18 protein-coding genes and 1 riboswitch are annotated in these 21,756 nt (G+C 57.2%); of the genes, 7 read left to right on the top strand and 11 right to left on the bottom strand.

Annotation, left to right across the window (positions count from 1 at the left end; genetic code table 11):
• Positions 1-117: 117 nt before the first annotated feature.
• A riboswitch (SAM riboswitch) is annotated at positions 118-228 on the bottom strand.
• Positions 229-359: 131 nt separating this feature from the next.
• Complete coding sequence (locus V9K67_RS16995; RefSeq protein WP_336724412.1) at positions 360-863, bottom strand: hypothetical protein; 504 nt, start codon at positions 861-863, stop codon at positions 360-362.
• Positions 864-1,071: 208 nt separating this feature from the next.
• Here V9K67_RS16995 and V9K67_RS16990 point away from each other — a divergent pair, with 208 nt between their 5' ends.
• Positions 1,072-2,901: a PAS domain S-box protein gene (locus V9K67_RS16990; protein WP_336724409.1), complete on the top strand. Its 1,830-nt coding sequence runs from the start codon at positions 1,072-1,074 to the stop codon at positions 2,899-2,901.
• 71 nt (positions 2,902-2,972) lie between these two features.
• On the opposite strand, the gene V9K67_RS16985 is transcribed toward V9K67_RS16990, so the two are convergent.
• Positions 2,973-3,386: a response regulator gene (locus tag V9K67_RS16985; RefSeq protein WP_336724408.1), complete on the bottom strand. Its 414-nt coding sequence runs from the start codon at positions 3,384-3,386 to the stop codon at positions 2,973-2,975.
• Positions 3,387-3,835: 449 nt separating this feature from the next.
• Positions 3,836-4,108 (bottom strand): hypothetical protein, encoded by a 273-nt coding sequence (locus V9K67_RS16980; RefSeq protein ID WP_336724406.1) that lies wholly within the window; start codon positions 4,106-4,108, stop codon positions 3,836-3,838.
• An 835-nt stretch (positions 4,109-4,943) separates the two neighbouring features.
• Here V9K67_RS16980 and V9K67_RS16975 point away from each other — a divergent pair.
• Positions 4,944-5,972, top strand: a complete 1,029-nt coding sequence (locus tag V9K67_RS16975) for an aldo/keto reductase (RefSeq protein ID WP_336724404.1) — start codon at positions 4,944-4,946, stop codon at positions 5,970-5,972.
• Positions 5,973-6,079: 107 nt separating this feature from the next.
• Positions 6,080-6,895, top strand: coding sequence for an alpha/beta hydrolase (locus V9K67_RS16970; protein WP_336724403.1), 816 nt, complete (start codon positions 6,080-6,082; stop codon positions 6,893-6,895).
• A 144-nt stretch (positions 6,896-7,039) separates the two neighbouring features.
• Here the strand turns inward: V9K67_RS16970 and V9K67_RS16965 are convergent, their stop codons facing one another.
• Complete coding sequence (locus tag V9K67_RS16965) at positions 7,040-8,149, bottom strand: AI-2E family transporter (protein WP_336724402.1); 1,110 nt, start codon at positions 8,147-8,149, stop codon at positions 7,040-7,042.
• 105 nt (positions 8,150-8,254) lie between these two features.
• Between V9K67_RS16965 and V9K67_RS16960 the strand changes: the two genes are divergently transcribed.
• Complete coding sequence (locus V9K67_RS16960; protein ID WP_336724401.1) at positions 8,255-9,319, top strand: hypothetical protein; 1,065 nt, start codon at positions 8,255-8,257, stop codon at positions 9,317-9,319.
• A gap of 22 nt (positions 9,320-9,341) precedes the next feature.
• Here the strand turns inward: V9K67_RS16960 and V9K67_RS16955 are convergent, their stop codons facing one another.
• The 3 genes from V9K67_RS16955 to V9K67_RS16945 form a co-directional block, all read right to left on the bottom strand.
• Positions 9,342-11,750, bottom strand: coding sequence for a glycoside hydrolase family 3 N-terminal domain-containing protein (locus V9K67_RS16955; protein ID WP_336724399.1), 2,409 nt, complete (start codon positions 11,748-11,750; stop codon positions 9,342-9,344).
• An 85-nt stretch (positions 11,751-11,835) separates the two neighbouring features.
• The gene (locus V9K67_RS16950) at positions 11,836-12,279 is read right to left on the bottom strand and encodes a hypothetical protein (RefSeq protein ID WP_336724398.1); all 444 of its coding nucleotides are present in this window, start codon (positions 12,277-12,279) and stop codon (positions 11,836-11,838) included.
• A gap of 147 nt (positions 12,280-12,426) precedes the next feature.
• A complete protein-coding gene (locus tag V9K67_RS16945; RefSeq protein WP_336724397.1) occupies positions 12,427-14,565 on the bottom strand; it encodes a beta-galactosidase in 2,139 nt (712 codons plus the stop codon).
• Positions 14,566-14,917: 352 nt separating this feature from the next.
• Between V9K67_RS16945 and V9K67_RS16940 the strand changes: the two genes are divergently transcribed.
• The gene (locus V9K67_RS16940) at positions 14,918-15,187 is read left to right on the top strand and encodes a hypothetical protein (RefSeq protein WP_336724395.1); all 270 of its coding nucleotides are present in this window, start codon (positions 14,918-14,920) and stop codon (positions 15,185-15,187) included.
• A gap of 77 nt (positions 15,188-15,264) precedes the next feature.
• On the opposite strand, the gene V9K67_RS16935 is transcribed toward V9K67_RS16940, so the two are convergent.
• Positions 15,265-17,046 carry an alpha-L-rhamnosidase-related protein gene (locus V9K67_RS16935; protein WP_336724393.1) on the bottom strand — a complete coding sequence of 594 codons (1,782 nt, stop codon included), beginning with the start codon at positions 17,044-17,046 and terminating at the stop codon, positions 15,265-15,267.
• Positions 17,047-17,316: 270 nt separating this feature from the next.
• Complete coding sequence (locus V9K67_RS16930) at positions 17,317-17,586, bottom strand: hypothetical protein (RefSeq protein ID WP_336724391.1); 270 nt, start codon at positions 17,584-17,586, stop codon at positions 17,317-17,319.
• A 317-nt stretch (positions 17,587-17,903) separates the two neighbouring features.
• Between V9K67_RS16930 and V9K67_RS16925 the strand changes: the two genes are divergently transcribed.
• Both V9K67_RS16925 and V9K67_RS16920 read left to right on the top strand, forming a co-directional pair.
• Entirely contained in the window at positions 17,904-18,893 is a 990-nt protein-coding gene (locus V9K67_RS16925; protein WP_336724389.1) for an SDR family oxidoreductase, read from the top strand.
• A 56-nt stretch (positions 18,894-18,949) separates the two neighbouring features.
• Positions 18,950-19,192, top strand: coding sequence for a hypothetical protein (locus tag V9K67_RS16920; protein WP_336724387.1), 243 nt, complete (start codon positions 18,950-18,952; stop codon positions 19,190-19,192).
• Between the two features lie 15 nt (positions 19,193-19,207).
• Here V9K67_RS16920 and V9K67_RS16915 read toward each other — a convergent pair whose 3' ends face one another.
• Both V9K67_RS16915 and V9K67_RS16910 read right to left on the bottom strand, forming a co-directional pair.
• Positions 19,208-19,591, bottom strand: coding sequence for a hypothetical protein (locus V9K67_RS16915; RefSeq protein ID WP_336724384.1), 384 nt, complete (start codon positions 19,589-19,591; stop codon positions 19,208-19,210).
• A 71-nt stretch (positions 19,592-19,662) separates the two neighbouring features.
• Positions 19,663-21,750 carry a cation:proton antiporter domain-containing protein gene (locus tag V9K67_RS16910; protein ID WP_336724382.1) on the bottom strand — a complete coding sequence of 696 codons (2,088 nt, stop codon included), beginning with the start codon at positions 21,748-21,750 and terminating at the stop codon, positions 19,663-19,665.
• Between the last annotated feature and the right edge of the window lie 6 nt (positions 21,751-21,756).

The raw sequence follows: 21,756 nt of genomic DNA, 5'->3' as shown, positions 1-21,756 counted from the left end.
TTTTTAGGTTGAAAAGTGACCTATCAGGAAAGAAACCTACCGGAAGAAGCCAAAAAAAGCTCTTCCGACAAATCAGAAGAGCTTTCACTATTTTAAAGAAGGGAGAAGCTGGGATCTGACTTATCTGTCACGCGACCTGCGTGCTGGAATTGGCACCTTATCGCGCTGCTGCGCAACAGGTTGCCAAGGCTTCAAAGGGCCATATCCCTCCGCCTTTCTTGATAAGTGATTCGGTAAAGAACTGCTGCAAAGGTAATAGGTCAACAGTTGAATTTCCAAAATAAAGTTCAGGGAAAGTTCCACAGCCATTCCTGCCATCCCAAAGAAGCAATGGCCTGTTGCTTATTGCCCATTGCCTATTATTTTTTCCCTGCCGCCTGGTCGTTTTGAAAAGAGAGGATATACTGGCGGGCAGTGCGCAGCAGGTCGAACTTTTCGCTGTTCTGCCGCAAGTGCTCCAGCTGGGGGCCGTCCAGGGCGTTATCCTCCGGGCTATAGGTGAACAGGTTGTCGGTCTGGGTGATCTCGTTCTGCCGGGTGGCGATGGCCACCTGGGCCAGCAGGTCGTGGTCGAAATAATAAATGGTCACCTTTTCTTTTTCCTTGCCGGTGCGCTCTACCGTAACAATATTCAGCAAGCGGCGGTGGGCCGTATCCACTGCAAAGAGCAGCCGGAAGTTGCCCAGGGGCTGCCCGGTCTTAGGATCGGTATAACTGGCCTTTCGTTCGGTAACCTTTACCGGTCCTTTAAGCCGGAGGGTGGTTTTTATCTGTACTTCTTCCATCCATTTGAACGTGCTGTCCTGGGCCTGCAGGGGCTGGAAGAAGAAAAGAAGCAGGGCGGTCCAAAATAAAACTTTCATGGTTGCGTGGTTCTGGAAGTAATGCTCACAAAGAATGGGCAAATTTGTTGCTTAAGGAAATATCCGGGTGGCAGGGAGGCCGGATCGGCTCGGGCGGCAGGCGGGGGAAAGGGACCATTAGTAAATATACTTTGTATTTTTTCATAAAGGAAAGAAGGAACGATAAACTACCTTGATCAGCTTCCCGGTCAAAAACGATGATTGCTTTATGACCCCTTATACGACAACGATAAAGGACTTGAAAGTCCTGCTGTTGGCCCGGCATTCCCGGAGGGCCACCGAAATTGTCCAGCTTTTAAAACAGGGTGGTCTTCCATCACAGAACCTGGTACATACGGACCGGCTTCCCTGCCGCCGGGCAGTAGAAGAGCTGCAGCCCGATGCGGTGCTCTTCGACCTTGACCTGCTAAAGTTCGAAGATTCTGTTTCTTTTCAGGCCCTGCTGGATGCCGCCGGAAGGATACCGCTGATCGTGGTGCTGGGCCGGGAAACCTCCCCCGGCCCCGCCCGGGAAATGGTGCGCCTGGGGGCCGAGGATGCCCTGATCTGGGGACAGTTCGATGGCCCGACCCTATTGCGGTCGATACAGTTTGGTATCGAACGCCGGCGCAGCCGGCTGCCGTCCACCGGCAGTGATCAGCTGGGCCTGATTGCCCGGATCGCGCACGAGGTGCTCTGGGAATGGGACCTGGAAACCAATTTGATCCGCCGTGACCCTACCTACCTGGGGGAAGTGTTCGGGCCGTCTTTCGGGCCGGTGGTGGGCAACCTGGAAGACCGGATGCGCCTGGTTCACCCCGGCGACAGTAAGCGGCTGCAACAACTGGTAGAAGAAATCCGGAATAAACCGGTGCGCGACATCTATGAAGCCGAGTACCGTGTGGAGGATGGCACCGGGGGCTACCTCCATATATTCGACCGCGGCATCCTGCTGCGCGATGCCCAGGGCAAACCCGTAAAATTCCTCGGGGCGGCGCAAAACGTTACCGCCCGTAAGCAGGCGGAGGAACGGCTGCGGCAGTCGGAAGAAAAGTTCAAGCTCCTGTTTAACAGCAATCCTTTTCCCATCTGGATCTATGATGCCCAAAGCCTCCGGTTTTTGGAAGTAAACGATACAGCCCTGCGGGTGTACGGCTATACCCGCCAGGAGTTCCTGGCCCTGACGGCCCGCGACATCCGGCCCTCGCAGGATGTGGCCGCTTACGAACAGGAGGTGGAACAGTTGCGGCGCACCGGCTTGCCCAAGGAACGGACCTATACCCACAAAAAGAAAGATGGCCAGGAATTGCTGGTAGAGGTACACGGCTACCTGTTCGACTTCCTGGGCCGGCAGGCCGTTATGGTATTGGCCAAAGACATTACTTATGAAACGAAGCTGCGGGCAGAGCTGGAAGAACAGGAACGGCGCCGCAAGCAGGAAATCTCCCAGGCGGTGGTCAAGGCCGAAGAAAAGGAGCGCACGGCCATTGGCCTGGAGCTGCACGACAATGTCAACCAGGTGCTGACCTCGGCCCGCCTGTACAATGAACTGGCGGTAAACGGTGAAGGCGTGCAGGCCCTTTATGCCCAGAAGTGCACCAGCCTGATCGATAAGGCCATCAGCGAGATCCGCCAGTTGTCACACGCCCTGATCGCCCCGAATTTCAACAGGAAGGGATTGCTGGCCGCCATCCGGGAGATCGGGCGGCTGGTGACCGAAACCCGCGGCATCCGCGTGGAGCTGTTAGCGCAGGACTTCCCGGAAGAAAAGCTCGACCAGGGCAAAAAGCTCACCCTGTTCCGCATCGTGCAGGAGCAGGTCAATAACATCCTGAAGCATGCGGAAGCCAGCCTTATCTGTATCAGCTTATCGCTGGCAAAGTCGAACTGCGTCCGCCTGGAGGTGGCCGACAATGGGAAGGGGTTTGATCCGCAGGTGAAGCCAAAAGGAGTGGGGTTGTCGAATATCCGGAGCCGCGCATCGTTTCATAATGGCCGCATGAGAGTGTGCAGCCAACCCGGCAGGGGATGCCGGGTGCTGGTATCGTTTCGACTGTAACAGCTTATGAGTTTACGGCATTACACGTTGCGTTCCCTTCAGGGGTAGGGGAAGGTGTTCATTTCCACCTTTCAAAGTTCTACGTCCTTGCAGTAACTCAGCAGACGGGAGGCGACGTCGTTGAGGGTGCCCAGGGTAAAGGGTTTGGTGATCATTTCGATATGCCGTTGGGCAAAGAACATTTTATCCAGGGGACTGGTGGAAGTGCTCAGCACCACCACCGGAATGGCGGAAAGGGTATCGTCGGACTGGATGGCTACCAGGGCCTGCTTCCCATCCACACGGGGCATGTTAATGTCTAATACGATCAGGGAAGGGAGGTTGTCGGCATCTTTCATTTCCCGGAGCTGGTTCAGGGCCTCCTCGCCGTCATGGGCTTCAATGATTTCGTGGTCCGATCCGGCCATCCGCAATGCTTCCCGAAGCGCCTCCCGGTCATCCGGGTCATCATCTACCAGCAGAATGGAGTTACTACTCTTGCTCATAACATGGGTTTGTGGTTCTTAGATGGCTATCTTCTTTTCGGTCCTTAGGTTGGTGTTTTGTCATCCGGAATGTTATAAACTTCAAGCGCTTCTCTGAGCAAAGGTGGCAGTCTCGCGACGAATGAGGATACTGACATTTCCGCTGAAAGTTTCGCCTACAGCCCAGGTTACAATTAAACGGCAGGATTAAGTTACAATTTTATTATGTAGCCTGAAAGAATATTACCCTGTAGCCGGGAGGAATTCCCTGCGCCGCCGGTCCGGCCTGCGGTGCAGGGCCCGGTCCTACGGGGAAGGGGCCCTGCACCGCAGGCCCGGGTTTGCGGACAAACGTGACGGGCTAAACGATATCTTTTCCGGGAGCGGGCGCTGCGGGAAAAAGCAACGGTAAACAAAAGACCCTTCCGGGCTACGGAAGAAGTGGTCCTTCCATAGCCCGGTGCTGCCGGTTATGCCTGCAGCGAAAAAGGAGCGGGTTGCCTTTTTTCTTCAATGGCGGCCTCCAACTTTTGTTTTGCTTCTACCAGCCAGTCGGGAGCCAGGTTGGGATAAATGAATTCCCATTCTTCCGGTCCTTTTTTGTTCATGTGGAAATAAATCCTGTTGTCCTCGTGCACCACATCCACCGCATAGGATCCCTGTGCAGTTTGGTTGGTTCTTGTAAAGTTAAATTCCCGTAACCTGTTTCCGGCTTTCAGGATAATGGTAAATGCCAGATCCATAATCAATTATACTTTTTTATTGGGTTTGTGGATTGTTGCTGCTTTAAGCTGTTCTTTAAAAATTGTTCCAATCTTTTGCAAAAAACAAAGTTTTTATACCCGGACCGGCTACAGGTTTTCCACGGCATGCCTGCCGCCGCCGGTTGCGGCTGCGGGATACCGGCCGCCCCGGCGGGCGGGGCTGAAAGGTAGAAAAACTATGCTGTATTTCCGCTTACAGCTCAACTGTTACCCGGTTCGCTCCGGTTCGGTCCCCAACCCCGGATCCGGCGCCGGCGCTCCGGCTCATAGCACGGGGATCCGTCGGTTGCGCTCCGGGAGCGAACAGGGCAATGGAAAACCGCAGCGGCCGGGGGTTACCGGGCTGAGCCGTTTTCGGTTGTGCCTGGGTGGGATGAGGGAAATTCGGGGCAAATTGGGGAAAAGAGTCAACTACGTTTTACCCGTGGGGACCAGCGGGCTGCACCGCCCGCGGCTGGGGAAGGAGCAAAAGAGAAGGGGCCGAATGTAATTGGCCCCTTCCTGAAAAGCAGTAACAACAATGTAAATAACTGTTACTGCACCAGTGTTGACACGAACATCGAAAAACGAAATGTTCTGTAAAGAAACTCAATAGAGAAAAATCGAATCAACGAAAAAATGTGTCAACCACTATTCTGTTAATTTAGGTCCAAGTATTATGCCAATCCTGGAGATTTCGGATTTGGGATTTCCTATTCATTTTTGGGAAGGAATCGAAAAAACCGTTTTCTTTATCGCGTAAACGGGAGAAGCCGCCGCCGGCCCTGCGCCCTTCCGGTCTTTCTCCATTACTAAAAAGAACTTTATTCGCAGCATGAGGACCAATTTTTCTGATTTACCGTTGCCTGCCATCACCTTTGGTACCAGCGGCCTGGGCAATTTATATACGGCCCTGCCCGACGACGTGAAACTGGAGATCATCCGGGAAAGTATCCGCCACTCGGAAAAGCCGGTGGTCTTTGATTCGGCCGGCAAGTACGGCGCCGGCCTGGCCCTTGAAACCCTGGGCAAATGCCTGAAGCAGTTGAACGTGAAGCCCGACGAGGTCATTATTTCCAACAAGCTCGCCTGGGTGCGGTCCGAGCTCAAAACGCCGGAGCCCACCTTTGAGCCCGGCGTGTGGAAGGACCTGAAGTTCGACGCGGTACAAAAGATCAGCTATGACGGCATCCTGGAATGTTTTGAGCAGGGCAACGAACTGCTGCAGGGATACCACCCCCAGCTGGTGTCGGTGCACGACCCCGATGAATACCTGGCCACCGCCCGCAACCCCGAAGAAGAACAGGAGTTGTATGGCCATATCCTTGAAGCCTACCGGGCGCTGTTCGACCTGAAAAAGGAAGGCCGCGTACTGGGCGTGGGCGTGGGCGCCAAAAACTGGCGGTCCATCGAGCGCATCGCTGCCGATGTACCGCTGGACTGGGTGATGATCGCCAACAGCATGACCATCAAAAGCCACCCGCCCGAACTGACCGCCTTCATGGAGCACCTCCGCGACCGGGGCGTGAAAATCATAAATTCGGCCGTTTTCCACGGCGGCTTCCTGATCGGCGGCGACTTTTACGATTACAGGCCGGTATCCGCCGACACGGAAGAAGGCCGGGCACTGTTCCAATGGCGGGAGGACTTTTTCGCCCTGTGCAAGGAGTTCGGCATTACGCCGGCCGCCGCCTGTGTGCAGTTTGGCCTGAAAGCTCCCGGTGTGGCCAGCATCGCCCTGAGCACTTCCAGTCCCGGCCGGGTTAAGGATAACGTGGCCCTGGCCCATGCCGAGATTCCCGCCGGCTTCTGGACCGCCCTGAAAGAAAAAGGCCTGATCCGTCAGGAGTATGCCTTTGTGTAGGGGCGGAAGGGGTTCATTGGTTCATTTGGCATAGGGGAGGGAAACGTATTCCTGATGAGGCGTTTCGCTTCCCCATTTATTTTTCATCTTTATTGGATTCCTGGACGATGCAGAAAATTGTACCCTTTCTTCTTTTTTTCTTTTTCCTGAATGCCGCCCGGGCCGCCCGTGTAGATACGGTGTCCACCTATAGTCCTTCGATGCAGAAGCAGATCAAGGCGGTGGTGGTCACCCCCGACAATTACAAAACCATGGGCGAGCTGCCGGTGGTGTACCTGTTGCATGGGTTCGGCGGCAATTATTCGGACTGGATCGCTAAAGCCTCGCGCTTTCAAAAGGCGGCCGACCAGTACGGCCTGATCATCGTATGCCCCGACGGCAACAACAGCTGGTACTGGGACAGTCCCGTGGACCCTTCGTATAAATACGAAACCTATGTATCCCTGGAACTGGTAAAATGGGTCGATGGCAACTACCGGACCATCCGGAACCGTTCGGGCCGGGCCATTACCGGCCTGAGCATGGGCGGGCACGGGGCGCTGTACCTGGCCTTTCGCCACCAGGATGTGTTTGGCGCCGCCGGCAGCATGAGCGGGGGCGTAGACATCCGCCCCTTTCCCCGTTATTGGGAAATGGAAAAACGGCTGGGCAGCTATGCCCAGAACCCCGCGCTCTGGGAGCAGCATACCGTGATCAATATGCTGCACCTGCTGACGCCGCAGTCCCTGTCGCTGATCATTGATTGCGGCACGGAGGATTTCTTTTACACCGTCAACCAGAACCTGCACGAAAAGCTGCAGGAACGGAACATCCCCCACGACTACATTACCCGGCCCGGCGCCCACAACTGGCCCTACTGGAACAATGCTGTCGGCTACCAGCTGCTGTTCTTCAGCCGTTTCTTCAATAAAACGGGCTGGTAAACGGGGAGTGGTTAATTGGTTAATTGGGCTGGAGGCTTTATGTAGGGCGAAATTCGTTTTGTCATGATCGTTACCTGAAATTCAAAGGGATAGGTAACGCTTTGTAGTGGCCCCCAATTCCGAATTAACCAATTAACCAATACCCTAATTCCCCGATTCCGATTCCTTATCCTCGTAAATCACCCGGTCAATGCGGGCATCCATCTGGTGGTCTTCCTTGAGGTCGTTGAGGTAGAATTCCTGGTAAAAGGCTTTGATGATGGCGGCCATGGGGGCGGCCAGCAGGGCGCCGATGACGCCAAAGGCCGACACCATCGCCAGCAGCACGAACAGCGTGGAGACCGGGTGGAGGTTCATGGTGGCCGACCGCAGGCGGGGCATCACAAAGTCGCCCATCACCTCGTCCATCACCAGGTAAAAGATCACCACCCACAGGGCCTTCATGGGGCTTTCCGACAGGGCTACCAGCACCGGCGGCAGGAACATCACATAAAAGCCGATCTTGGGGATCAGCACCGCCACCAGGGCCAGCGACCCCCAAACCCAGGCGCCGGGCACGTTCATAATGCTCAGAAAGCTGGTGATCAGCACCGCCTCGATGCCGCCGCCGATCAGGTTGGCGCGGAACCAGCCAATCAGCATCACGGAGGTATTTTGCAGCGCCCGCAGGGCCCGGCTGCGCTTTTCTTCGGCAAAAAAGGAAAAATAGGTCTCCAGCAGGGGACGGGGATTCACTACGGCATAAACGATCATGCTGATGGCCACCAGGAAGATCAGCAGCACCGCCAAAAACGAAAGCGAATAATTGCCGATGCTCACCAGCGTGCCGGGCATGGACGGCAGCCAGACCGACAGGCTGACCCCTTCCTCGCGGATCTGCTTGCTGATCTCGGGGTATTCCTCGAACCAGGAAGCGGTATTATTCGACAGCTGGACGGCATAACCCGGCAGGCTGACCACCAGGAGCCGCACCTGCTCGATTACCTTGGGCACGATCAGCCAGGCCAGCAACCCCAGGAACAGGATCAGGGCCCCGAATACGATCAGGCTGGCCCAGATCCGCTTCACCTTCTTTTTCTCCTCCAGCCAGGACACGGGTGCATTGAGCACTATGGCCATCACCAGGGAAAACAGCAGCAGCAGGACGGCGCCCCATGTCTTGAACAGGAGCCAGAGCAGGATGATGATGCCGGCAGTGTAAAGGATCAGCTTTTTGAACGTGTGGTACAAACCGGGATTGATGTGTTCTTGCATAGTAGAAAAGGAGAAAATCCATAAGTAAGCCAAACTTGCGGGGGACGTTCCTTTTTATGAGGCGGATCCTATTGTCCCCCGCCTGAATAAAGTACATTTGGAGCTATGATCGAAACGGTGAAACCTTCCCGGAAAAAACCTTTTTTCCCGGTAAACAACGAGTTGCGGGCTTACCTGAAACGGCACGGACGGGAAATGACCCTGCCGATTTGCTATTCCGACCTGTCGCGGATTTCCTACAGTACCCCGCTCTACGACAAGCAGGGCCGCGATACCCACTGGGAGGTTGCCCATTACGACCTCCAGGGCTGGGACGAGCTGCAGGAAGCCCTGGTTTCCGTATACGCCCAGCTGAAGATGGAGGGCGACTTTTCCCACTCCAAGCACCTGGCGGTAGCCCGGATCGATTACTGTCCCTTCGGCAATTCCAATCCTTTCCGGGTGCGCATCGTCAACAAATACAACGATAACTACGACCACATTTACGTAAAAAAAGAAGACGCCTCGCGGTTCTACGGCCTGGAGCTGGAGCACCTGCTTTCCCCCAACCGGATGCGCTACCTCACCGCCCCCGGCATCCTGGTGGAGGAGCACATACCCGGCGTGCCCGGCGATATCTTTATCCAGCGCTACCTGAAAGGCACCGAGACCAACAAGATCCGCCTGGCCAAGGAGATCGTCAAATTCAGCGAGCGCTGCTACGCCCGCCTGCTCGGCGACATGCGCAGCTACAACTTCGTGGTCGACATTACCCCCGATGTGGAGGACTTCCACTACCGGGTACGGGCCATCGATTTCGACCAGCAATGTTACGAGGGCCGGGCCAACCTGTACCGCCCCCAGTTTTTCAAGGAAAACTTTCCCTTCGTGGAACTGGTGCTGAAATACCTCAACCGGGAATCCATCGAGCAATACCGGCTGGAGGAACAAAAGCACCTGGCCTTCCGTATTTCTTCCTCCCGGGTACGGGTAAAGGAGCTGCTAAACATTATGGCCAAGGACGAAATTTCCACTCCCGAAAAGCTGGAGGAACTAAAGGAGCAGTTGAATGCCACCTACAGCACCACCGCCTTCAGCCAGTGCACCACCATGGGCGAGGTGGTGAAGGCCCACCTGACCCAGAGCCTTCGAAAGGACGTCGACGAGATCCTGGAGGGAAATGGACAATAAGCAATAGACAATGGTTCTTTGCCTATTGCCTATTGCTTATTGCAAATTTCTTCCGGAGGCGGATGTCTTCGGAGGAACTGCCGATAAGCACTTCAAATTCGCCGGGCTCCACTACTTTGTTCCTGTTGCGGTCCAGCAGGGCCAGGTCGTCGGGGCGGAGGGTAAAGGTCACCGTCTTCTTTTCGCCCGGCAGCAGGGACACCCGTTCAAAGCCGCGCAGCTGGCTTTCGTAGGTGATCACCGAGCTGAGGAGGTCTTTCAGGTACAGTTGCACCACCTCGTCGCCTTTGCGGTTGCCCGTATTGGTGATATCCACCGAAACGGTAACGCTGCCCCGGGGCGCCTGCACTTCCGGTGAAATGGCCAGGTTACTGTAGGCAAAGGTCGTGTAGCTCAGGCCGTAGCCAAAGGGGTAGAGGGAACCGTTGACCATGGACTTGCCCGAACCGTTGGGCCCGGAGGAAGGCTGGCCCGCATGCGAGCCCGGCTTGAAGGGAAAGTTGTACTCGATCTGGCCGGTGGTCCTGGGAAAGGTAATGGGTAGCTTGCCCCCGGGGTTATAATCGCCGAAAAGGGTTTCGGCAATGGCCTTTCCGCCCCAATTGCCCGGGAACCAGGCCTCCAGGATCGCGGGCACGTAGCGTTGTGCCCAGTTGACCGTCAGGGGTTGGCCGTTGATCAGCACCAGCACCACCGGCTTGCCCGTGGCGTACAGGGCTTCAAGCAACTGCTGCTGGCGCCCCGGAAGGTCCAGCGAAGTACGCGACAGGCTTTCGCCCACCGTTTTCTCGTTTTCCCCCAGCACCGCCACGATTACGTCGGCCTGCGCCGCCGCCGCAACGGCCCTTTGGATGCTGTCGGCTTCGCCACGGGTCAGCGCCGTTGGCACCAGCTCCGTATCGGGCCAGCCGGGACTGGTCACGGTGCAGCCCTGCTCGTGCAGCACCGTTATGTCCTTGCCGGTCGCCGCCCGGATGCCGTCGAGCACCGAAACCAAGGGATTATTGGACGGGCCGTACCGACTGACGGCATAGCTGGTGGTCTCGGCCAGGGGACCGGTTACCAGGATGCTGCGCATCTTTGAACGATCGAGGGGCAGCAGGCTGCCTTCGTTTTTCAGCAGCACCAGCGCCTCGCGGTTCAGCTGCAGCGACAGGCTGTCGGCCTGGGCCGTGTGTACCAGCTTATCGGCCGCCTTCGGGTCCTTTACATAGGGCTCGTCGAACAGGCCCAGGCGGAATTTTACCCGCAGCACGTCGCGCACCCGGTCGTCCACGGTGGTTTCTGAAAGAGCGCCTTCCTGGACCAGTGCCCGGATATTTTCGATATAGGCGGCCGGCGGATCGAAGTTGGTCCATACGTTCAGCCCGGCCTCCACGGCCTGGCGGGTGGCGTCCTTGAAATCGGCGGCTACGCGGTGTTTTTCAAAAAGGTATTCCACCGCCCGGCTGTCGGAAACCACGTAACCCTTGAAGCCGTACTGCTGCCGCAGCAGCTCTGTTAGGAAGTAGGAGGATCCGGTCACCGGCACACCGTCCCAGTCGTTGTAGCTGCTCATCACGCCCATGGGCTGGGCTTCTTTGATCACCCGTTCAAAGGGATAGAGGTACAGCTGGTGCAGCTCGCGGGGCGCCACGTGCGGGTCGGTGCGGGCGTCGCCGTCGCGGCCGCCCTTGGGCACACTGTACACGGCAAAGTGCTTCAGGGTGGCGGCCACCCCTTCGCCCTGCACGCCCAGGGTCATTTGCTTGCCCAGCTCGGCCACCAGGAAGGGGTCTTCGCCATAGCATTCCACCGTGCGGCCCCAGCGCGGGTCGCGGGCCGGGTCGAGGATGGGCACGTAAATGTTGGTATAACCCAGGGCTTTGGCTTCGCGTCCCACGGTCTGCCCGGCGGCGCGCACCAGCTGGCGGTTCCAGGTGCTGCCAATGGATATGGGGGCAGGAAGGGACGTGGCCCGGTCGTGGCAAAGGCCGTGGATGCCTTCGTTGGTGAAATCAACGGGGATGCCCAGCCGGGTTTCTTCCACGAACCATTTTTGCAGGCTGTTGATGGCTTCGGCATGGCGGCTGAAGGGGTAGGAGAATTTCGTTTGTGCCCGTTTGTTGTAGGGCAGGCTGTTGAGGGCCTCGTCGATGTTGGCGATGCCGTCCTTCCACACTTCCTGCTTCCAGGCGGCCGTGGGCATTTCGTCTTTCAGCACCCGGCCGTAGCCATAAAGAGTGGCCATCTGGCAGGTCTTTTCCGCCAGGTTCATCCGGGCCAGCAGGTCTTCCACCCGCCGGTCCATGGGCTGGGAGCGGTCTTCGTAAAGGTCCCTGCGGCCATTCTTGTTGAAGTCGATCCACCCGGGATGGTAGAGGGACCGTTGCTGCGCCTGCAGCGTGGACGCCGTCAGTGAGGACAGCAATATCACGGCAATCGTTTTCATGGGCGCAAGGTAAAGCAGACGCCGGAATAAGATGTTCCGGCACCGGCAATTTGCTTAAGGGTTACGGAAAAATTTGTTGATGTCCTTACTTGGGTAGGTTGCCGCCCGGTGACACCCTGCGATACTGCGAAGTAAGACCATCATAAGCTTCATCGGACAACAGCAGGGTATCGGGGGTTATGGTTTCCACCATGCGGACACTGTCGGCGGACGAAGAAAAGCGGATCAGGGGTTTTAGCTGCCGGTCATGGATGCACTGCTTTTTTTCCAGGGTATAGGTGCCCCGGGCCGTCAGCACACCATTGGTATAGATCCAATACTTCCGGTCGGTCGTTAAGGATACCTCGATCTGCCTGCCCGTGGACCGGGGCGTTTCATGAATATGGTGGGCGATGCCGCCATCGGTGCGCACCCATTCCCAGTTGCCGTTGATACGGTCCGCTGCAGGTTCCTGGTCGTTGTGCTTCGAACAAAATACCGTAAGCAGTGCCAGGAGGAAGCAGGCTTTTCCATAAAAGATTTTGTTCATATCTGGGGGATTTACTGGAGTGACAAGCCCCGGGGGGCAAACGTTGCCTGGAGGGAGATCGGGTGACGGCAGCTGGCCCGCCCCCAAAAGAAAAAACCCGGCAGGGGGTTATCCCGGCCAGGTTTTGCCTGTGCTTTTTTCCGTTCTTTAGTCTTTCCAGATGACCACGCCTGCCGGCTTCAGCTCTTTTTCGCCGATCAGGATCTTTGCGCCGGCGGGTACAGGAAGGGCCTGGTTTTGCGAGGAATAGTTCAGTCCGACCCAGAAGCCGTTGGTCCATTGCACCACCACGCCTTCCGGCAGGTTCAGGATGCCGATGCCGGCCCGCTGGTACACCCGCTGCAGCACGTCGGCTTCGAGTTTGCCGTCGTCGGTATCGGGACCGATATAGGTTACCGTGCCCTTGCCGAGGCGGCGGGTGACCACGGCGGCCTTGCCCTTGTAGAACTGGTCGTCGTACGAAGCCCATACTTCGGTGCCGGCGGCCGGCTCCAGGATGTCGGCCCAGTTGTTCCAGGCATAGGTGGCATCGCCCAGGCGAACGGTGCCTTTACGCGATTCGGGCATCAGGTCGTAAAAGACTTCCTTCACGCCGGTCAGTTGGTGGATCGGCTGGGAAAACAGGGCTTCCCACAGGTGCCCTTCGCGGTCTTTCTGGCCGGTGCGGGACGACAGCACCAGGTGGCCGCCGCCTTCCACGTATTTTTTCCATTTCTCCACCAGGCCGGCATCCAGCAGCTGGTAGGCCGGGGCCAGCAGCACGGGGTAGGCCGAAAAATCCTTTTGCTCGTCGATCACGTCCACGGGGGCGCCAAAGGACTGCAGCACCTTGTAGTATTTCTTGACGTGGGTCATGAAGTCCCACTGGTTGGTCTGCGGCTGGTATTCGGTTTCCCAGCGGTTGTCGACGTTGTACAGGATAGCGGTTTTCCGTTTGGCGTAGTCGGCAGGCATGGCGGCCTTGGGGTCGTAGGCCTTTTTGAGGGTTTTCAGCTCGCCGATCACGTTCACGTATTCCTCGCCCGAGCGGCTGACGTCGGTGCCATTGGGCTTCATGATGCCGTAGTGGTACTGTTCGCCGCCGTACAGGGGCTGGCGGAACCGGTAGTTGCACACCAGCTTGTTGCCGCCGGCAAACACGTGGTAGATCCACATGCGTACCGACCCGGGCATGGTCTGCGGGTTGTACTGGCCCCAATTCACCTGACCGGGCTGCAGCTCCATCACGCCGGTGACGCCGGTAATAGGGCGGAAGAAGTCGTTGGAAAAGCCGATGCTGGTGCTGGATCCCATGCGGTAGCCCTGCTCGCCATGGCCCATATCGAAGCCGGCCACGAGGTACTTGGTATAAGTGGGAAAATCCAGGCCGGCCATGCGGCGCGGGTCCACCGGTCCGTATTCGGGCATCAGGTTGGTGGTCACCCACTGGTTCGCAGAAATGTACTTCCGCAGCAGGGTTTGCTGGAACAGCACGAAGTCGGCGGCTTCATCGGCGGTAAACCGCTTGAAGTCGAGCACCGCATGCGGATCGGCCTGCGCCACCATTTCCTTGGGGTTGGGGATGCGGATCTGTTCGAAGTTGTTGTAGGTCACGCTCCAGAAGGCGGCGCCCCATGCTTTGTTGAGGGTGTCGATGGCGACGTATTTCTTTTTCAGCCACTCCTGGAAGCGCTTTTGCGCAGCGGGGCTGTAATCGTAGGAGGTGCCGTAGTGCGAGGGTTCGTTATCGATCTGCCAGCCGAAGACAGCCTTGTTGTTGCCGTAGCGTTTGGCCAGCACCGTTACGATCTTTTCCACGTACTGGCGGTAGACGGGGCTGGACCAGGAGATGTGCTGGCGGGCGCCGTGCTGCATGGTGATGCCTTCGTCGTTTACCATCAGGATTTCGGGATGCTTTTGCGACAGCCAGGCCGGCGGGGTGGGCGAGGGGGTGCACATCACCACTTTGAGGTTGTAGCGGCCGGCCAGCTCCACGGCCTTATCCAGCCAGGCGAAGTTGTATTTGCCTTCTTCGGGTTCCATGGCGGCCCAGGCGAATTCGCCGTAGTGGGTAAAGTCGAACCCGAGGCTGCCCATCTTTTTGATGTCGCGTTCCCAGTTATTTTCCGGCCATTGTTCGGGGTAATAATACGAGCCTACCAGCATCAGGTCGGCCTTGTTGAAAAATTTTTCTGCTTTTTGGGCCCGCGCAGCGGTAACGCCGCCCAGCAGCATCAGCAGGGGAAGGGCGTTCCTCCCGGTCCGTTTCAGCGAAGCGGACAGGAAGAGACGAAAGGAAGGAATCATACGCATAAGTTTACCGTTGGTGAAAACGAAATTTTTGCAAGAGTACGACTGTTGGTGCAGTTTTCAGATGCGCCAGAAAAAAAAGCAGGTGCCCCGCGGGCCCGCTTCCGATATGCCAAAATCCCTGCAGTAGAAAAAATTTTTTACAATTTTTTTTCTGATCAAAATTTAAAGAACGGGAGTAATAATCATAAAAATTCAGGTAAAAGGACTGTTGGGTTCTATCGTTTTGGAAAAGGACCATAAATTTTTGTCCAAAATGGCTAAATATAATAAATGAAATAAAATGCAATATTTAAGGGGAGCAAAATGAAGTGCGGAGGGATGGGGGTGGCTTGAAAAACTATCCGGAATGCCTTATTTTAGTTTCATGACGATTTGCGATTTCATAGCCATGCCTTCCTGCGCACAGGAAGAAGCCGTATGGACCCACCAGCATATTGCGGAACGTGACAACGGCACCTACTGGATTTTGTTATACCAGCTGGAAACCTTTTACGTGGAGCTGTATTACCACCGCGAAAAGGGCGAGATTGCTGGCCTGCGGCCCTTTACCGGCACCGACCAGCTGGAGCCCTACCTGGAGCAGATCTGCCTGGCGGACCTCCACCTAATGTTGTAAACCTTTTTCAGATTGTTATTAATAGTTAAACGAAAAAAGACCGCAGTTGGCGGTCTTTTTTCGTTTAGGGCCCCAGCCTATGATTTGGCCCGGATAACCCGGACGCCGGCCGGCGCCTGCACCTCGGTGCGCACCTTGCCGTCGGGTCCCTTGCGGTGGGAAACTTGTACCAGGCCGTGGGGGGTGGGGAAGCTGCCCTCGGCAAAGGAAAGGCCGGCCAGGTGGGGCTCGATCCGGATCACCTTGCAGCCCGGTTCCAGCACCTGGATGCCCAGTACATGTTCGGTGAGCCAGGGTGCCGGTCCGGAGGCCCACCCATGGCACAGGCTTTTGCGCAGGCCGATATAGCAATAGCCGCCGTAGGCCGCGTGCACGTCGGTCTTGCCCGGCGGGGTCATTTCGTCGATGCGCGCGGCGTTCTGGGTCCAGTCCAGGTTGAAGTCTTCCCAGAAGGTGGTGGCGCCCAGGTCGAGCATGCCGCCCCAGAAGCTGCGGATGTTTTCCAGCGCCGTTTCATAGGCCCCTGCCTTTGCCTGCGCCTGCAGCAGGTAATAGCCAAAGAAGGTGGAAAAATCCCTGGCGCCCCCGGCGGCGATCACCTCGCTGTTGGCCTGTTGGGCGGGCAGCAGTCCGGACAGCGCCAGCAGGGCGGCCGCCTGCTTGGAGCCGTTGGGAGAAGGGACGTAGGCTTTCATCCGGGCGGCCAGGAGGCTGCAGGCCTTTGCTTTGGCGCTTTCGCCCAGGGCGGTGCACAGGACGGCGCCTTTTTCAAAGGTCATCACCATCAGGGCCTGCAGGCCGGCATGGATACCGGGCTTGTTCTCGCTCGACGGCCAGTCCAGGAAGCGCATGCCTCGGTCATGGAGGGCTTCGCGGCCGGCGGAGTCCACCTTGGTCATCAGCAGGTCGAGCAGGGGCAGCAGGTAGCTTTTCTGTTCCCGCAGGTAGTCCAGTTTGCCGTGGTACAGGTACCAGTCGTGCTGCAGCAGCACCCACCACATGGAGTAGGCGCTGATGCCGTTCATCCAGGCGGGCAGGGGCGTATGGTCGCGAACGAAGTCGAGGCTGCGGGGCACCAGGTCGTTGTAGCCGAAAACGGTATTGATGGTCATGACCTCGGGGTGCATATCGCCGATCCACACCATGCGGTCGCGTTTGATGCCGTCCCAGAGGTAGTCCTGCATGTTCAGGTGCACGGTGTAGGCGGCGGTCCTCCAGATGTCGTTGAGGCGCGGATCGCTGCAGCGGAAGGAGCCTTTGTAGGGGAGGTCGCGGATCCTGGCCACGGCCCGGATCTCCTTGATGGCGAAGGTGCCGCCGGTATCGGCCAGGTCGAGCCGCACGAAGCGGAAGCCGGTATTGCCCGTTTCCTGGGTACCGTAGCCCGGGAGGGTAATGTAAAAGTCGCGCATGGCGTGGTGGTTGGTGGCGCCGCCCTCGGTGCCGGTGGTGCCGTCGCCGATCACGTCGCTGCAGGTTTCGCTGACCGATTCGCCGAAGCGCACCCGCATGCGGCGGGTGACGCGGTTGCTGGTGGCGGTGGTGATCTGCAGGCTGCCATGGATCTCTTTGCCGAAGTCGAGGATCACCGAGGCCTGGCCGGACTTATTGGTGAACCGGCATACTTCGGGTTTTTCAAAATAGGCCTGGCTGGTGCCGGTTTTCAGCAGTGCGCCCGGGTTAACGACCCACCCGGTCAGCGAATCGGACTGCCAGACAATGCGCTGCGGCGCCAGGTAATAGCGGGAGATCGGGTCCTTGGGTGCGTCGGCGAATTGGGCGCCGGCGTTTCCTGCCGTAAACAGCAGGAGGGCGAAAAGAATTTTTCGTAAAAGGGGGAGGGGGGTACCGTGCTTCATTGGCGATCGTTAAGAGGTAAAGATGCAAAATCACCAAGGTAGCGAAAAGGGCGGAAGGCGCCGTCCTGTACCCTCCGTAAACAGAAAAGAGAAACAACACCCGGAAGGGGTCGTTTCTCTTTTCCTTTTTTGTTTTAAAAACCGGCGCACGTCTGCCTGTTTTGTCTCCCCGGGACATAGCGGTCCTGTTGCCGGTAATCAGTTACCGGGCATCGGAAAGGAACCAGTAGGTAGTGGGGGAAATAAAAACAGGAGGGGTACGGGAGGGCGCTAGGCCTTCATGGCCGATTTGGCATAGGTTGCGGGATTTCTTCTCAGCACAGCTGCTGCGGGTTGTGCGGTATAGCTGTCAACAAAGCTGGAGGCAGTCACCTTGCTTACCTTCGCGGACTTTGCAGCGGCATGCGGCACACCCAAATTCAACGCCTTTTTAGTAGAATCAGTAACAGTGGTGTCTTTTTTACCGGTGGTGTCGGCTTGAGCGTTCACGGCTACAGAAAAGCACAGGGCAACGAATGAGAACACGATGGTCTTTTTCATAATGGTTATTTAAGGTGAATGAAAAACTTGTTACAGTTAACGTAATATCATGCCAAAAATCAATGAGTTAGCGTGAAAAAGGGGTAAGGGAAAATGTATCATTTTTTTAACAGGCTATCTGTACGAAACAGGAAAACCGAGTTTTTTCGTTTATCCATCGCCGTTAAAAATGCGATCAAAGCAATGGTCAATTTGAGGGTGTGTGTCGTTCCCTGTATCTGGCATGCCCGGGAAGCTATGCGTGCACTGTAGAACTGTCCCGCAACTCTGGAATCGTTCTTGTAGCGAAGAAAGGCATCACCGATAAACAGATACATATGAAGCCGAACAATAGCAACCCGGGCAGGCTCCGGGGCAAAGTGGTGGTCGTCACCGGCGCCTCCAGCGGCGCAGGCCGGGCCATAGCGCTGGAATGTGCCCGTGAGGGTGCCCTCCTTGTATTGGGGGCCCGCAGGGAAGAGGCGCTGTCCGAGGTTGTAGCCGAATGCGCTGCACAGGGCGCACGCGCCCTGGCCGTGCCCACCGATGTAACGGATGCCGAAGCGGTACAGCAATTGGCCGAGGCAGCCGTGGAATTCGGCGGGGCCATCGACGTCTGGGTGAACAATGCCGGCGTGCTGGCTGGCGGGCCCTTTGAAGGCACCCCGCCCAGCATCCACGACCAGGTAATCCGCACCAACCTGATGGGCTACCTGCACGGCGCCCATGCGGCCCTGTATTATTTTAAACAACAGGGATACGGCACCCTGATCAACAACATATCGGTGGGCGGCTGGTTCCCGGTACCCTATGCGGCCGGTTATTCCGCCAGCAAATTCGGCCTGCGGGGCTTGTCCGAAGCCCTCCGGGGCGAGCTGCATGCCTGGCGCCATATCCATGTGTGCGACCTGTTCCCGGCCTTTCTCGATACCCCCGGCATGCAACATGCCGCCAATTACACCAGCCGTGTACTGAAGCCCGCCCCGCCGGTCTACGACCCTCAGAAGGTGGCCAGGGCCGCCGTATCGCTGGCGGTATCCCCAAAAAATTCCAAAACCGTTGGCAGCGTCGCTACGCTCCTGCGCCTGGGACACCTTTTCTTCCCGGGCCTTTGCCGGCGCATAACCGCTACCGTTATTGAAGGTTACCTGAAGAAAGCCGACCTTGCCCCGGTTACCAGCGGCAACCTGTTCGAGCCGCTGGAATACGGTACCGGCGTCTACGGAGGCTGGGCCCTGATGACCCGCCCGGCAAAGAAAAAGCTGGTGGCGACGCTTGCCGCCACCCTTATAGGAGTAGGTTTTCTGTGCCTCCGCAAAAGGCTTTAATAAAATAGTTTACGGGTTTACAAGTTCGGGGAGGTTGCCCCTACATTTGAAACGTTATGGCCAGTTTGAATTATTCCCACGATATCGTTACGGATAACTTTACGGTGACCGAGAATGGGATCACCTACGAAATGAACCGGAGCTATTACCAGCGCCTGACCCGCTGGATAGGAGTGCAATACCGCACCTATTACACCGAGGAAAGCCGCGGCGTCTTCAACTGGTATCGCGACGACCTGCTGTTGCAGGAACGAAAGAACATTAAGGTCACCGGCCTCGAAGAGGAGGAGGAGCAATAAGCAATTGCCTATTGCTTATTGTTTATTGCCCATGAGCGCGTAGGAAAGGAAAACAATGGCGAAGCCGGCGGCCAGCAGCAACAGGCTGAGCAGGTGGTACACCTGGGTCACCAGCATCTGGTCGATCAGGCCGGCGCACAGCAGGATGCCGCCCGTGGAGGCCCACACATAGGCCGCCTTTTTGTGACTCAGCCCGAACAGGACGGCCACCAGGTTGACCCCGCCGATGACGACTGCTAACAGCAGGCCGGGCAACAGGAAGGAAGTGAACGGAGTGGACTTCAGCAGGCTTTCCGACAGCCCCAGCAGGCTTCCGTCGGGACGAAACACCAGCAGCAGACCCGCTACCAGGGCCGCCAGGGCAACAATCGCCACAAGACTGAATAAAAAGGTGCGCATAAAAGGGGTTTCCCTATCTACATGCATATTTTATGCTCGATTGCCGCCCGCTGCCGGGGCCGCCCTGCTCCTTAAAACACCTGCACATTGGCATCCTGGCGGTTGAAGTTGTCGGGCTTGTCCGGCTCCATCTGTTCGGGATAAACAATGATGTAACTGTTGTCGGCAAAATATTTCATCAGGTAGTAGGGCAGCTTCTCCAGCTCGCGGGAATAAGACAGGTAACCCCGGCGGGAGGAAACAATAATGAACAGGTCGTTCACCTTCACTTCCCGCGTAAATACCAGGAATTCATCCCAATGGGTGAAGGGCTGAAAAACGATCTCCACCGGCGATGCTTTGCGGGAATTGTGGTGCCGGATGCTTTCGATGGTATGCGCCCCGGCAAAGATGTGCAGCGGCAGGCCGGTTTCCCGGGAAATGAGGTACAGGCGGTTGAACCAGTGGAAAAATCCTTCTTCGTATTCGGCATTGCGCGGCACCGTCACCACCATCCGTTTCAGGGTGTTCAGGGGCTGGGCAGGCTTGTATACCAGTATGGTCTTGAAAACCCGCTGGAGCACCTGTTCCACTACGGGACCGAAAAAGTTGTCCTCCGACCCGGCATGCTGGTGCAGGCCGATGATGACATCGGTGATGCCATGCTCCTTGATGGAATAAATGATGCCGTTGCCGATGTTGAGGTCGAAGCGAACCAGGGGCAGAATTTCGTTGTCGGTGGCCGCTCCCTGCTTGATCACCTGTTCCATAATCTTTTTGGAGGCATTCCGGCCCGAGCCCTCGTCGTCGATCACGTTCAGGGCATACAAGGGCTCCGGGCTGCCTTTCGGCTTCAGCATGACCGCCAGGTCCACCAGGTCGGTAGCGTTATGGGTATAGCCCAGGGAAATCAGGATCCGTTCGGGTTCGTTCTCATCGGCGGGTCCCGGCGTTTCTTCCGACAGGGCAATGGCCCGGGCGGCCTTCTCCACCGTAAAGGAGCTGATGGTGCAGGTGACCAGGATCATCAGGATGGTGCCGTTCAACACGTCCTCGCTCAACAGGCGGATGGGTTCGCCGGCCTCGGTTTCCCGCAGGATGATGTTGTAGCCCACCAGCACCACCGCCAGGGTGGCCCCTACGCGGGCGGTGCTCAGGCCAAAGATCATCTGCCGTTCGGGCTGCGACAGCTTGAAGGTTTTTTGGGTCAGCCAGGCCGCCAGGAACTTCGTCAGTACCGCCAGCACGATCATCACGCCGGCTACCCGGAGGGCGCCCCATCCCTTGACCAGCACGCTGAAGTCGACCAGCATGCCCACGCTGATCAGGAAAAAGGGAATGAAAAAGGCGCTGCCCACAAATTCGATGCGGTTCATCAGGGGCGAGGAGTGGGGGATAAACCGGTTGAGCGCCAGGCCCGCCAGGAAGGCGCCGATAATGGCCTCCAGCCCCGCCACTTCGGCCAGGAACGACCCCAGGAACACCATCGCCAGCACGAAAATGTATTGCGAGATGCTGTCGTCGAATTTTTTGAAAAACCAGCGGGCCACGATGGGAAACAGCAGGAACACGATGGCGCCGAAGAGCAGGGAAGACACCGCCAGTCGTATCCAGAAGGCGCTGCCGATCTCGCCCTTGGTACTGCCGGCAATGGCGGCCAGCACCAGCAGGGCCAGGATATCGGTAATGATGGTGCCGCCGATGGTCAGCGTCACCGCCCGCACCCGGGAAATGCCGTACTTGCTGGCGATGGGATACGCCAGCAGGGTATGGGAGGCAAACATACTGGCCAGCAGCACGGCCGACGGCCAGCTGAAGCCCAGCACATAATAACCCGCCAGGCTGCCCAGCAGCATCGGCAGGGCAAAGGTGTACAGGCCGAATACCAGGCTTTTGATCCGGTTTTTCTTGAATTCCTCCAGGTCGATTTCCAGTCCGGCCGTAAACATGATATAAAGCAGCCCCACCGTGCCGAACAGCACAATCGAGCTGTCGCGCAGCAGCAGGTTGAGGCCGTAGGGCCCGATCACCACGCCCGCCAGGATGAGGCCGATAATGTGCGGCACCCGGATCTTGTTGAACAATATGGGCGCGAACAGGATGATGAACAGTACCAGGGAAAAGATCACTACCGGGTTCTTGAGCGGCAGGGAAAAGTCCAGGTCGGAAAGTAAAATCATGGCTAA

Origin of the sequence: Huijunlia imazamoxiresistens (assembly GCF_037132455.1) — a bacterium.
Lineage (GTDB): Bacteria > Bacteroidota > Bacteroidia > Chitinophagales > Chitinophagaceae > Flavisolibacter > Flavisolibacter imazamoxiresistens.
Note: the sequence above shows the minus strand (reverse complement) of the source record. Positions and strands in the feature narration are given on the sequence as shown.